Raw genomic sequence first — 13,079 nt, 5'->3', positions numbered from 1 at the left:
ATGAGCAAGGAACTGTTGCTGGTAGTCGACGCAGTCGCCAACGAGAAGGGCGTGCCGCGTGAAGTGATCTTCGATGCCATCGAGGCCGCCCTGGCCTCGGCAGCGAAGAAGCGCTATCCCGAGGAGGAAGTGCTGACCCGCGTGGTCATCGACCACAAGGATGGCAGCTACGAAACCTTCCGCCGCTGGGAAGTGGTGGCCGATGATGTGGTGATGGAATCGCCGGATCGCCAGATCCGCCTGATGGACGCGGTCGACGAGGCCGAAGGCGTCGAGGTCGGCGACTACATCGAAGAGCAGATCGAGAACCCGGACTTCGGCCGCATCGCTGCCCAGGCCGCCAAGCAGGTCATCGTCCAGCGCGTGCGCGAAGCCGAGCGCCAGCAGGTCGTGGATGCATGGAAGGATCGCGTGGGTGAGCTGATCACCGGTGTGGTCAAGCGCGCCGAGCGCGGCAACATCTACGTCGACCTCGGTGGCAATGCCGAAGGCTTCATTCCGAAGGACAAGGGCATTCCGCGCGACGTGCTGCGTGCCGGCGACCGCGTGCGCGGCTACCTGGCCGAAGTGCGCTCGGAGCCGCGTGGCCCGCAGCTGTTCATCAGCCGCGCCGCGCCGGAGTTCATGATCGAGCTGTTCAAGCTGGAAGTGCCGGAAGTCGGCCAGGGCCTGGTGGAAATCAAGGCCTGCGCCCGCGATCCGGGCGACCGCGCCAAGATCGCCGTGCTGGCCCACGACCAGCGCACCGACCCGATCGGTGCCTGCATCGGCATGCGCGGTTCGCGCGTGCAGGCCGTGTCCAACGAGCTCAATGGCGAGCGCGTGGACATCGTGCTGTGGAACGACAACCCGGCCAACTTCGTCATCAACGCGATGGCGCCGGCCGAAGTGCAGTCGATCATCGTCGATGAGGACAAGCACTCGATGGACCTGGCCGTTGCCGAAGACCGCCTGGCCCAGGCGATCGGCAAGGGCGGCCAGAACGTGCGCCTGGCCAGCCGCCTGACCGGCTGGCAGCTCAACGTGATGACCCAGGACCAGGTCACTGCCAAGTCGGAGGCCGAGCAGGCTGCCGCCCGCCAGCTGTTCATGGACAAACTGGAAGTGGACGAGGAAATCGCCGGCATCCTGGTCAGCGAAGGCTTCGGCACCGTCGAGGAAATCGCATATGTCCCGGTCGGCGAACTGCTGGCCGTGGAAGGTTTCGACGAGGACATCGTCGAAGAGCTGCGCGCTCGTGCCCGCGATGCGCTGCTCAATGAGGCCCTGGCAGTCGAGGAAGGCCTTGAAGACGGCCAGCCGGCGCAGGACCTGCTGTCCCTGAAGGGCATGGACGAAGCCACCGCATATGCGCTGGCCGGCCACGGCGTGCGTACCAGCGAGGACCTGTCCGACCTGGCCGCCGACGAGGTCATGGACTTCGGCATCGAAGGACTGGATCAGGCGCGCGCCGCTGCGCTGATCCTGGCCGCCCGTGCCGAGGAGATCGCCCGACTGGAACGCGGCGAATGAGCCGGCAATGAACAGGGCCCTGAGCCGCTCAGGGCGTAGAATCCGCGCCACCTCCAGATGCGGGGGGCGCCCACAAGATCATAGGATCCGAATGTCGCAGCAAACCACCATCCGCAAGCTTGCCGAACTGGTCAACACGCCGGTCGAAAAACTGCTGGAACAGCTGGCCGGTGCCGGCATGAAGTTCAGCGGTCCCGACCAGGTCGTGACCAGCTCCGAGAAGGTAAAGCTCCTGGGCTTCCTTCGTCGTTCGCACGGCAAGCCCGAGCAGGCCCCGGAAGAGACCGATCAGTCTGCAAAGAAGATCACGCTCAACCGCCGGAAGCAGCAGGAAGTGACGGTCAATTCCGGTCGCAGCAAGACGACCGTGAATGTCGAGGTGCGCCAGAAGCGTACCTACGTCAAGGATGGTGCTCGCGCCATGACGCCGGACGAAGAGCGCGCCGACATCCTGCGCAAGCTGGAAGAGTCGCGTGCGCGCAACCTCGCCGAACAGCAGGCCCTGGCCGAGAAGGATCGTCTGCGCGACGAGGCCATCGTCCGTGCCCGTGAGGAAGAGGCCGCCGCCAAGGAACGCGCCGAGGCCGAGAAGAAGGCCGCCGAGGAAGCTGCGGCTGCGGCCAAGGCGGCCGAGGCACTGGCCGCCAGCAAGCCCAAGCGTGCTCCGATCGACGAAACCGCGCCGCGCCCGCCGCGCGCCCCGGCCGCCGCCCCGGCTGCGCCGCGTGGTGCTCCGCCGCCGCGCAACGACGAGCGCAACAACCGCAGCGCGCCGCGCAACGAGCGTGGCCCGGGCGACCGCTTCGCCGGCCAGATGCACCTGTCGGCCGCCGACCGTGCGCGTCGTGGCAACAGCAACAACAGCAGTTCGCGTGGACGTCCGGGTGGCCGCAACCAGTCCGGTGGCCGTCGCGACATGTCGCGTGGTGGCAACAATGCCGGTCCGCACGCGTTCGAACGCCCGACCGCACCGGTCGTGCGTGAAGTCGCGATCGGCGAGACCATCACCGTGGCCGACCTGGCGCAGAAGCTCGCGCTGAAGGGCGGCGAGGTGGTGAAGGCGCTGTTCAAGATGGGCGTGATGGCGACCATCACCCAGTCCATCGACCACGACACCGCTGCGCTGGTGACCGAAGAACTCGGCCACAAGGCGATCCGTGCCAACGACAACGATGCCGAAGACGCGCTGCTGGCTTCGACCGGTGAAAACCAGGGCGAAGCCGTACAGCGCCCGCCGGTGGTCACCATCATGGGTCACGTGGACCACGGCAAGACCTCGCTGCTGGACTACATCCGCCGCACCAAGGTTGCCCACGGCGAAGCCGGCGGCATCACCCAGCATATCGGCGCCTACCACGTCGAGACGCCCAAGGGCGTCATCAGCTTCCTGGATACCCCGGGCCACGCCGCGTTCACCTCGATGCGTGCCCGCGGTGCCAAGCTGACCGACATCGTGGTGCTGGTGGTTGCTGCCGACGACGGCGTCATGCCGCAGACCAAGGAAGCGATCCAGCACGCCCGTTCGGCGGGTGTGCCGCTGATCGTGGCGATCAACAAGATCGACAAGTCCGGCGCCGACCCGATGCGGGTCAAGAACGAGCTGCTCTCCGAGCAGGTCGTGGCCGAAGAGTTCGGTGGTGACATCCAGATGGTGGAGATCTCGGCCAAGACCGGCCTGGGCATCGACGACCTGCTGGACGCGGTGTCGGTGCAGGCCGAACTGCTGGAACTGAAGGCCGTCGACGAAGGCCGCGCCTCGGGCGTGGTGATCGAATCGTCGCTGGACAAGGGCCGCGGCCCGGTCGCTACGGTGCTGGTGCAGCAGGGCCGCCTGAAGAAGGGCGACTACCTGGTGTGCGGTATCCAGTACGGCCGCGTGCGTGCGCTGTTCGACGAAACCGGCAAGCAGCCGGAGTTCGCCGGCCCGTCGATCCCGGTGCAGGTCCTGGGCCTGTCCGGTGTGCCGGAAGCCGGAGACGACTTCGTGGTGGTCGAGGACGAGCGCCTGGCCAAGGATGTTGCCCAGCAGCGTGAGACCAAGCGCCGTGAATCGCGCCTGGTCGCCACCGCTGGCAGCCGCATGGAAGACATCATGGCGACCCTGGGCAAGGGCGAGGGCCAGCAGGTCCTCAACTTGGTCATCAAGGCCGACGTGCAGGGTTCGGTGCAGGCCCTGAGCCAGGCACTGGTCGCGCTGTCCAACGAAGACATCCGCATCAACGTGATCCACTCCGGCGTCGGCGGCATCACCGAATCGGATGCCAACTCGGCGGCTGCTTCGAAGGCCACCGTCATCGGCTTCAACGTGCGTGCGGATGCTTCGGCCCGTCGCATCATTGAATCCAACGGCGTTGACCTGCGTTACTTCTCGATCATCTATGACGTGATCGATCAGGTGAAGCAGGTGGCATCCGGTCTGCTGGGCGTGGAGATCCGCGAAGAGATCATCGGTATCGCCGAGGTCCGCGACGTCTTCCGCAGCTCCAAGCTGGGCGCCGTTGCCGGCTCGATGGTCATCGAGGGCGTGGTCAAGCGCAACAAGCCGATCCGCGTGCTGCGCGACAGCGTGGTGATCTTCGAGGGCGAGCTGGAATCGCTGCGTCGCTTCAAGGAGAACGTCGAGGAAGTCCGCAACGGTACCGAATGCGGTATCGCGGTGAAGGCCTACAACGACGTCAAGCCGGGCGACCAGATCGAGTGCTTCGAGCGTATCGAAGTGCCGCGCACCCTGTAATGCTGCAAGGTGGCCCGACCAACGGTCGGGCCCTACCATGTACCTGTAGCGCCCGACCGTTGGTCGGGCGACAATCGAATCAAAGGTAGCGCCCGACCGTTGGTCGGGCGACAACTGAACCAAGAGCTGCTCGTGCCCAAGACTTTCCATCGAACCGACCGTGTCTCCGCCCAGCTGCGCCGTGAACTCGGCACCCTGGTGCACAACGCCGTGCGCGAGCACGGGTTGCCCTCGGTGAGCGTGTCCGACGTGGAAATCACCCGCGACATGGCCCATGCCAAGGTGTTCGTCACCGCCCTGATGCCGGAACGCTCGGCTGAAGCCGTGGCCGGCCTGAAGGAGCTGGGCTACCGCCTGCGCATGGACCTGGCCCGCGCGATGAAGCTGCGCCACGTGCCGGAGCTGCATTTCCACTACGACGACTCGGTCGACCGTGGTGAGCACATCGACAACATCCTGCGCGACCTGCCCGATACGCTGGCCGCGGAGAAGCGTCGCGGGAGCGACGACGAATAACCGCGCGACGCCGGGCATGCCCGGCGTCGTTGCATTCCGGCTGTGCGACGTCTGACGCAGACCGCGCTGCGGCAGCCGAGCATGGCTCGGCCCTACACATTCCTGCCATGACCCGAATTCAGTTCCGCCGCCTGGATGGCATCCTGCTGCTCGACAAGTCGACCGGCATGAGCTCCAACGCCGCCCTGCAAGTGGCGCGCCGCCTGTTCCGTGCCGAGAAGGGTGGCCACACCGGCAGCCTCGACCCGTTGGCCACCGGCCTGCTGCCACTATGCTTCGGCGAGGCCACCAAGATCGCCGGCCTGCTGCTGGGTTCGGCCAAGGCGTACGATGCCGAGATCGTCCTCGGCCAGACCACGGATACCGATGATGCCGAGGGCCAGGTGCTGGTGCAGCGCCCGGTGCCGGCGATCAGCGCCGAGGCCCTGCAGGCTGCGCTGGCGCCATTGACGGGGAACATCCGTCAGCGGGCTCCGATCTATTCGGCGCTGAAGCAGGGCGGGGAACCGCTGTATGTGAAGGCCCGCCGCGGCGAGGCCATCGAGGCTCCGGAGCGCGAGGTCCAGGTGCACGCGATCGAGGTGCTCGAACAGCTGCCCGGGCGCCTGCACCTGCGCGTGACCTGTGGCTCCGGCACCTATATCCGCAGCCTGGCCCGCGATCTCGGCGAACGCCTGGGCTGTGGCGCCCACATCAGCGCGCTGCGCCGGCTGTGGGTCGAACCGTTCCGCGCGCCGGCGATGGTCACCCTGGACCAGTTGCGGGCGATGGCCGAGGCCGGCGACGAGGCGGGCATGGACGCGCTGCTGCTGCCGCTGGCAGCCGGCCTGGCTGGATACCCGCGGGTCGACCTCGATGCCGGGCAGACCCGCCGCTTCTGCGTCGGCCAGCGCCAGCGTGACGCGTCCTGGCCGCATGGCCTGGTGGCCGTGTTCGGTCCGGACGATGCTGTCCAGGGCCTGGGCCAGGTCGACGACAGTGGCCTGCTGGCCCCGCAGCGCCGTTTCAACCTCTGACCGGGGCAGGGTGGTTCAGCCCCGGTCCTTGTCCCGGAAGCCCCTGGCCGTTACAATTTCGCGGCCGTTTTCCGGCAACCTGCCTCGCGCAGGTTTCATCCTCGTAGTCCACGGCGAGCCTGGCGGTGCGCGAAGCGCGTTCCTGCCGGCCACGCATCACAGAGAAAAAAGAAATGTCGATCGACACCCAGAAGGTCATTGAAGACAACAAGCGCAGCGCCGCTGACACCGGCTCCCCGGAAGTCCAGGTTGCCCTGCTGACCGCCCGCATCGAACTGCTGACTGGCCACTTCAAGACCCACAAGAAGGATCACCACAGCCGCCGCGGCCTGCTGCAGATGGTCAACCGCCGTCGCAGCCTGCTCGACTACCTGAAGAAGAAGGACGTCGAGCGTTACAAGGCCCTGATCGAAAAGCTTGGCCTGCGTCGCTAAGCAACGAATCCCCCGCGGCGCAGCGATGCGCCGCGGTTTTGTTTTGTAGCACCGCAATCCCCGATTCAGGCCGGAACGATCCGGCCACCCGCTGGCGGCAAGGGTCGCCGACGGTCCAAATTCGCAGACAGCATCCCCAAGGACACCCTCCGTGGCAAAAATCACCAAAACCTTCCAGTACGGCAAGCACACCGTCACGCTTGAGACCGGCGAAGTCGCCCGCCAGGCCAGCGGCGCGGTCATCGTCAAGATGGACGACACCGTACTGCTGGTCACCGCCGTCGCCGCCAAGAGCGCGCGCGAAGGCCAGGACTTCTTCCCGCTGACCGTCGATTATCAGGAAAAGTTCTACGCCGGCGGCCGCATCCCGGGTGGTTTCTTCAAGCGTGAAGGCCGTGCGACCGAGAAGGAAACGCTGATCTCGCGTCTGATCGACCGTCCGATCCGTCCGCTGTTCCCGGAAGACTACAAGAACGAAGTGCAGATCATCGCCACGGTCATGTCGCTGAACCCGGACGTGGACGGCGACATCCCGGCCCTGATCGGCGCCTCGGCTGCCCTGGCCCTGGCCGGCACCCCGTTCATGGGCCCGATCGGCGCTGCCAAGGTCGGCTACAAGAACGGCGAGTACATCCTGAACCCGACCGTCAGCGAACTGGCTGACTCGCAGCTGGAACTGGTCGTTGCCGGTACCTCCAACGCCGTGCTGATGGTCGAATCCGAAGCCGCGCTGCTGTCCGAAGACGTGATGCTGGGCGCCGTGACTTTCGGTCACCGCGAAATGCAGAAGGTCATCAACGCGATCAACGAGCTGACCGTCGAAGCCGGCACCAAGCCGTCGACCTGGGAAGCCCCGGCCAAGAACGACGCGCTGATCTCCGCGCTGAAGGAAGCCATCGGCCCGCGCCTGGGCGAAGCCTTCCAGGTGCGCGACAAGCTGCAGCGCCGTGACGCCATCTCGGCGATCAAGAAGGACGTGTTCGAAGCCCTGGCGGGCCGCGTGGCCGCCGAAGGCTGGAACCCGGCCGAGCTGTCGAAGGAATTCGGCGAGCTGGAATACCGCACCATGCGTGACTCGGTGCTGGACACCAAGGTCCGTATCGACGGCCGTGCGCTGGACACCGTCCGCCCGATCGCCGTGAAGACTGGCGTGCTGCCGCGTACCCACGGTTCCTCGCTGTTCACCCGCGGCGAAACCCAGGCCATCGTGACCATCACCCTGGGCACTGCCCGTGATGGCCAGGTCATCGATGCCGTTGCCGGTGAGTACAAGGAAAACTTCCTGTTCCACTATAACTTCCCTCCGTTCTCGGTGGGCGAGTGCGGCCGCATGATGGGCCCGAAGCGCCGCGAAATCGGCCACGGTCGTCTGGCCAAGCGCGGCGTGCTGGCTGTCATGCCGTCGCTGGAAGCCTTCCCGTACACCATCCGCGTCGTCTCGGAAATCACCGAGTCGAACGGTTCTTCGTCGATGGCGTCGGTCTGCGGCTCGTCGCTGGCCCTGATGGACGCCGGCGTGCCGGTGAAGGCACCGGTGGCCGGTATTGCCATGGGCCTGGTCAAGGAAGGCGACCGTTTCGTGGTCCTGTCCGACATCCTGGGTGACGAAGATCACCTGGGCGACATGGACTTCAAGGTGGCCGGTACCGCTGAGGGCATCTCCGCCCTGCAGATGGACATCAAGATCGAAGGCATCACCGAAGAGATCATGAAGCAGGCCCTGCAGCAGGCCAAGGCTGGCCGTCTGCACATCCTGGGTGAAATGGCCCACGGCCTGACCGCTCCGCGTGAGGAGCTGTCGGACTACGCGCCGCGCCTGCTGACCATCAAGATCCACCCGGACAAGATCCGCGAAGTGATTGGCAAGGGTGGCTCGACCATCCAGGCCATCACCAAGGAAACCGGCACCCAGATCGACATCCAGGACGACGGCACCATCGTCATCGCGTCGGTCAACGCCATCGCTGCCCAGGCTGCCAAGGCCCGCATCGAGCAGATCACCTCGGACGTCGAGCCGGGCCGCATCTACGAAGGCAAGGTCGCCAAGATCATGGACTTCGGTGCGTTCGTCACCATCCTGCCGGGCAAGGACGGCCTGGTCCACGTGTCGCAGATCTCCAGCGAGCGCGTCGAGAAGGTCGGCGACAAGCTGAAGGAAGGCGATGTGGTCAAGGTCAAGGTGCTGGAAGTCGACAAGCAGGGCCGTATCCGCCTGTCGATGAAGGCCGTCGAAGAAGGCGAAGGCGCCAGCGCCGAATAATCGGTACTGCTGATCGTGCGGTGGGTGAGGACCGTTGGTCCTCACGCTTTCGCAAATGAGAAAGCGGGCTTCGGCCCGCTTTCTCTTTGCCTGGAATCCTGTGGGCGAGGATCGTTGGTCCCTACACCTGCGCGCCTTCTTCCTCCTCTCCCAGCCACCACACCTGGCCCGGCTCGGGGTCACTCAGCGGGTGCTCGCGCTGTTCGATGGCCTCCAGCACGCGGCCGGGGGCTGCAGCAACCCACATCGCCATGAGCTTTTCCACCGCGGCCCGGCCCTGTGCGGCCACGCCGAGGTCACGTTCGCGTCTCCATTGGTCTTCACGTGGTGCCTCATCGCCATGATGGTGAGGCGTGCCGTAGCTGCAGCGGCGGCACAGCCGGCGCACGGTGGCCGTCCAGTCCTCGACCATGCCGATGCCGGGCAGCGTGATGGCCTCCAGGGCAGCGATGTCATCGGCCGAGTCGCACTGCACGAACACGGTGAAGGTCGCCATGTCCGAAGGCTGCAGGCGCTGCATGGCATTGAACACCGGCACCTGGCGCTCGTCATAGGCACGTTGGCCGGTCGAGGCCCCGTCGTGCAGCACGATGTCGCCGAAGCGGAAGCCGCTTTCAGGCAGCGGTACGTTGTCGATGCGTGCACGCACCGGATCAATGCGGCTCATAAACACCACTTCGGCGTCGGACCACGGTGCCAAGCGCACGCAGGCTACGCCGAAGTTGCCCTCGATCGGGCCTTCGCCCTCGGGCAGGGTGATGCCACAGCGGGACCATTGGCGGCGTGCTTCGGCCCAGTCACCGACGCCGGTGGCGGCGATACCGGCATTCCACGCGGTGGCTTCATCGAATTCGCCGCGCAGCTGTTCTGATTGCAGGTTGTCCTGCAGTGAGGAGGCCCAGTCGCGCAGGTACTTGTGTGCCAATCCGCGCATGTAATGCAGGTACGGGACTTCGGCAGCGAGTGCGATCAGCTCGCCGAACAGCGCCACCGCCTGCTGCAGGTCGCCTTCGCGGAAGGCGGCGTAGGCGCGCGCCTCCAGTGCCTCGCGGTCGTCGAGGGTTTCGTCGCCAAGCAGGTCGCCGCCGTCGATACTGTCGTAGTCGATGCTCATGTCCATGCGCGATTGAAGGTCTGCGGCTACCTTAGCCGATGCATGGGGCGGCGGCGTCGGTGCGTGTCCTGCTGCAGTGCATGACGGCAATCGCGTGTCTGCCCCGCTGTCGTCACGGGATGCGGTGTGCCTGTCACGGGGCGACATGCCGCGACATCCGTCCCATGGGTCCTTCCGTTTGCTAACGTGGCGGCGCCTTTGAACCGGGAGATCCCATGTTCCGCCAGACCGTGGCCGTCCTTGCCGTGCTGATTGCCGGTGCCTTGCCCATTGCCGCGCACGCAGCGCCCGCACAGCCGCCGATCTTCGGCGCCTACTACCCTGGCGGATCGGCCGAGCGCTATCCGGTGTCGAGCATTCCGGCCGAGCGCCTGACCCACCTGTTCTACGCGTTCTCCACCATCGAGGACGGCCGCTGCACGGTCGGTGCGGAAGCGCCGAAGAATTTCGCCGCACTGGCCGAACTCAAGAAGGCGCATCCGCACCTGCGCACGCTGATTTCGATCGGTGGCTGGGGCGCGGGTGGATTCTCCGATGCAGCGCTGACCGAAACCAGCCGCAAGCGCCTGGTCGATTCGTGCATGGCGCTGTTCTTCGAGCGCCACGCCGGCAGCTTCGATGGCGTGGACATCGACTGGGAATTCCCGGTCAGTGGCGGACCGAAGGAGCTGGCGCATCGCCCGCAGGATCGCGCCAACCTGACCCGGCTTGCGCAGTCCTTCCGCCAGGCACTCGATGCACGCGGTCGCAAGGTGGGCCAGCCGATGCTGCTGACCGCCGCGTTGGCCGCCGGCCGCCTGCAGACCGACGGTCCCTATGATCCAGCGGCGAGCTACGACCTGCCGGCGCTGGCCAGGGTGTTCGATTTCATCAACCTGATGAGCTACGACATGGGCACCGGCTTTTCGTCGGTGTCGACCTTCAATGCGCCCTTGCATGAAGTACCGGCCGATCCGCTGGCGCCGGAGCTGCGCCGCTGGAACAACGTGGCCGGCGCCGTGCAGTACTACCGTGAACATGGCGTGCCGGCCGACAAGCTGGTGCTGGGCGTGCCGTTCTACGGGCGCGGCTTCAAGGTCACCGGCGATGCACCGGACGGCCTGTATCAGCCCTACAGTGCACCGGCCGATGCCGGCGACTGGCGGGTGATCAAGGCGCGCTATCTCGACCAGCCGGGTTGGACCAGGCACTGGCAGCCGCAGGCGCAGAGCCCGTGGCTGTACAACGCCGGGCAGAAGATCCTCATCAGCTATGAGGACCCGCGTTCGATCGGCCTGCGTGCGCAGTTCGCCCGCGAGCAGGGCCTGGCCGGAGTGTTCATGTGGGAGCTGACCGGCGACGACGAGCAGGCCAGCCTGCTCAACGCCATGCTGGGTCCCTGGCAGAAGGCGCGCGTCGGCGATTGAGCTGCATCAGGCGATGCCCGGCGCAATGCCGCAACGCCATCGGCCCGACCCGCACAGCATGTCCATACCCGCAGCGTTACGCTGCGGGCATGATCCATCTCGAACGCCTGGACCATCTGGTCCTCACTGTGGCCGACATCGAACGCAGCTGTGATTTTTACCAGCGCGTGCTCGGCATGAACGTCGTGCGCTTCGGCGCGGGCCGTACCGCGCTGCAGTTCGGTCAGCAGAAAATCAATCTGCATCCGGCCAGTGCCCCGCTGCAGCCGCACGCGCTGCAGCCCACGCCGGGCAGTGCCGACCTGTGCCTGGTCACGCGTACCGCCACGGCCGATGTGCTGGCGCACCTGCAGGCGCAGGCCGTCGCGGTGGAGGAGGGACCGGTGGCCCGCACCGGCGCTCTGGGTCCGATCGAATCGGTGTACTTCCGCGACCCGGATGGCAACCTCATCGAAGTCAGCCGTTACCTGGACGAAGCGCACCTGCTTTGGTAGCGCCGGGCCATGTCCGGCGACGCTTCAGTTCGCCCAGACGCTGTTCGGATCGCCGTTGCGGGCGCGGCGCTGGCTGGCGACGGCCAGGCGGGCGAAGCCGAAGGCCATGGCCAGCGCGATGGCATCGATCCAGAACAGCGGCCACTGGCCACGCGCGGCGGCGCGCCACAGCCAGTCACCATTGAGTGCACCGTGCAGGACCGGCACCAGTGCAGTGCTGATCGCTGCGGCCCACAGCAGTTCGCGCGCGGCCTGTGCGGGGCGGCGCAGTGCAGCCCACAGCGCACAGGCTGCCCAGCTGCCGAAGCAGGCCCAGCGGATGCCGTGGTCGAGCGCCGACGGTGCCAGCCGCTCCAGCACCAGTGCGGTGACGAACGCGACCGAGATCGCCACGCACAGGCCGATGCACACGCCGACCGTGGCCCGCGCCATGTTCACACCGGCACGTGGCTGTTGTGGCTGGCGACGCCTGCGCCGCGACTCGATCCACAGCAGGTTGCCGGAGTAGAACAGGAACGCACCGCCGAGGCCGAGCAGGAAGTACAGCCAGACCACCACGCCGTTGCCGAACTCACCGAAGTGCAGCGCGTAGGCGGCGCTGAGCGTGGCGTGGTTGGCGTCGCGCTGGCCCGGCAGCTGCGACGCGAGCAGGTTGCCGGTGGCGACGTCCAATGCCACGGCACCAAGCGGGCCGAGGGTGCCACTGGCCTCGCCGGTGATCTCGATCGTGGCGTTGGCATCACCGCCATTGGCCAGCTTCAGGTAAGCCGGTTCAAAGTTGGCCACGCCCTGCGCGCGGGCCACTTCAAGTGCGCGCGCATGCAGCACGCGCAGGCTGCCCGGTGGCGCCGGAATCCCGCTGGCATCGCGCACCGGCGCAGTGTCCATCGCGGTCGGTACCGCTTGCAGCGCCTTGCCGTCGTAGATCAGCGGATTGAGCAGGGCCATCTGCACGAACACCAGGCACAGCAGGGCGCCCGTGACTGCGAACATCAGGTGGAAAGGCAGGCTGAGCACGCCGATCACGTTGTGCGCGTCCTGCCACAGCTGCTTCAGGTTGCGGCCCGGGCGCAGCGCGAACAGGTCGCCGAACAGCCTCGGCAGGTGGATCACCAGGCCGCTCAGCAGCGCCATGCCATACAGCAGGCTGACGATGCCCATCACATAGATGCCGGCCACCGGCAGGCCGAGGCTGTAGTGCAGTTCGTTGACCAGTTCTGCCAGTCCGGTCTGCGGCGGCGAGGGGCTGCCGGCGATCTGGCCCGGCCAGGCGTAACGCCAGCTGCCGTCATCGGCCTGCCAGTACGCCAGGGGCTGCGGGTGTTCGGTGCCGGGGAAGGTCATGCCAACGTGGCGGCGGGCCTCCGGGTGTGTCGCCAGTACGTCTTCCAGCAGGTACTGCGCATCGTCCAGGCCCGCCGGCAAGGCGGTGGCTGCGCCCGGGGTCTGCCACAGCGGCAAGTCGTGATGGAACAGGGTCAGCGCACCCGCATAGAAGGCCACGAAAAGGCCGAAGCCGGCGACCAGGCCGACCCAGGTGTGCAGGGTGGTGAACGTGCGCAGCGTCTGCGAACTGAACTTCATGGGGGAGCT

10 protein-coding genes are annotated in these 13,079 nt (G+C 66.5%); 8 read left to right on the top strand and 2 right to left on the bottom strand.

The genetic code is table 11. The features are described from left to right. From nusA to pnp, 6 genes are all read left to right on the top strand, one after another. A complete protein-coding gene (gene nusA / locus DL544_RS14595) occupies positions 1-1,512 on the top strand; it encodes a transcription termination factor NusA (protein ID WP_005417911.1) in 1,512 nt (503 codons plus the stop codon). Between the two features lie 91 nt (positions 1,513-1,603). Beyond that, positions 1,604-4,246 carry a translation initiation factor IF-2 gene (gene infB, locus DL544_RS14590; protein WP_139727415.1) on the top strand — a complete coding sequence of 881 codons (2,643 nt, stop codon included), beginning with the start codon at positions 1,604-1,606 and terminating at the stop codon, positions 4,244-4,246. A 132-nt stretch (positions 4,247-4,378) separates the two neighbouring features. After that, the gene (gene rbfA / locus DL544_RS14585; RefSeq protein WP_065179361.1) at positions 4,379-4,762 is read left to right on the top strand and encodes a 30S ribosome-binding factor RbfA; all 384 of its coding nucleotides are present in this window, start codon (positions 4,379-4,381) and stop codon (positions 4,760-4,762) included. Positions 4,763-4,869: 107 nt separating this feature from the next. Then, positions 4,870-5,778, top strand: coding sequence for a tRNA pseudouridine(55) synthase TruB (gene truB, locus DL544_RS14580; protein ID WP_139727413.1), 909 nt, complete (start codon positions 4,870-4,872; stop codon positions 5,776-5,778). A 173-nt stretch (positions 5,779-5,951) separates the two neighbouring features. Beyond that, on the top strand, positions 5,952-6,212 hold the full coding sequence (rpsO, locus tag DL544_RS14575; protein ID WP_005417886.1) for a 30S ribosomal protein S15: 261 nt from the start codon (positions 5,952-5,954) through the stop codon (positions 6,210-6,212). A gap of 151 nt (positions 6,213-6,363) precedes the next feature. After that, on the top strand, positions 6,364-8,472 hold the full coding sequence (pnp, locus tag DL544_RS14570; protein ID WP_053499253.1) for a polyribonucleotide nucleotidyltransferase: 2,109 nt from the start codon (positions 6,364-6,366) through the stop codon (positions 8,470-8,472). A gap of 121 nt (positions 8,473-8,593) precedes the next feature. Here the strand turns inward: pnp and DL544_RS14565 are convergent, their stop codons facing one another. Beyond that, a complete protein-coding gene (locus DL544_RS14565; protein WP_235646260.1) occupies positions 8,594-9,586 on the bottom strand; it encodes an outer membrane protein assembly factor BamD in 993 nt (330 codons plus the stop codon). 215 nt (positions 9,587-9,801) lie between these two features. Between DL544_RS14565 and DL544_RS14560 the strand changes: the two genes are divergently transcribed. Next, positions 9,802-10,992: a glycoside hydrolase family 18 protein gene (locus DL544_RS14560; protein ID WP_065186673.1), complete on the top strand. Its 1,191-nt coding sequence runs from the start codon at positions 9,802-9,804 to the stop codon at positions 10,990-10,992. 89 nt (positions 10,993-11,081) lie between these two features. After that, complete coding sequence (locus DL544_RS14555; RefSeq protein ID WP_065186674.1) at positions 11,082-11,486, top strand: VOC family protein; 405 nt, start codon at positions 11,082-11,084, stop codon at positions 11,484-11,486. Positions 11,487-11,510: 24 nt separating this feature from the next. Here DL544_RS14555 and DL544_RS14550 read toward each other — a convergent pair whose 3' ends face one another. Next, positions 11,511-13,070, bottom strand: coding sequence for a PepSY-associated TM helix domain-containing protein (locus DL544_RS14550; protein ID WP_065179358.1), 1,560 nt, complete (start codon positions 13,068-13,070; stop codon positions 11,511-11,513). Positions 13,071-13,079: the final 9 nt, after the last annotated feature.

It is taken from the genome of Stenotrophomonas sp. pho (assembly GCF_006228405.1).
GTDB classification, from domain to species: domain Bacteria; phylum Pseudomonadota; class Gammaproteobacteria; order Xanthomonadales; family Xanthomonadaceae; genus Stenotrophomonas; species Stenotrophomonas sepilia.
The sequence above is the reverse complement of the archived record's forward strand: the minus strand, read 5'-3'. Positions and strand labels throughout refer to the sequence as shown.

Coding starts and splice junctions, on each gene's coding strand:
- nusA (WP_005417911.1), top strand. CDS start 1: ATGAGCAAGGAACTGTTGCTGGTAGTCGACGCAGTCGCCAACGAGAAG.
- infB (WP_139727415.1), top strand. CDS start 1,604: ATGTCGCAGCAAACCACCATCCGCAAGCTTGCCGAACTGGTCAACACG.
- truB (WP_139727413.1), top strand. CDS start 4,870: ATGACCCGAATTCAGTTCCGCCGCCTGGATGGCATCCTGCTGCTCGAC.
- rpsO (WP_005417886.1), top strand. CDS start 5,952: ATGTCGATCGACACCCAGAAGGTCATTGAAGACAACAAGCGCAGCGCC.
- DL544_RS14565 (WP_235646260.1), bottom strand. CDS start 9,586: ATGAGCATCGACTACGACAGTATCGACGGCGGCGACCTGCTTGGCGAC.
- DL544_RS14560 (WP_065186673.1), top strand. CDS start 9,802: ATGTTCCGCCAGACCGTGGCCGTCCTTGCCGTGCTGATTGCCGGTGCC.
- DL544_RS14555 (WP_065186674.1), top strand. CDS start 11,082: ATGATCCATCTCGAACGCCTGGACCATCTGGTCCTCACTGTGGCCGAC.
- DL544_RS14550 (WP_065179358.1), bottom strand. CDS start 13,070: ATGAAGTTCAGTTCGCAGACGCTGCGCACGTTCACCACCCTGCACACC.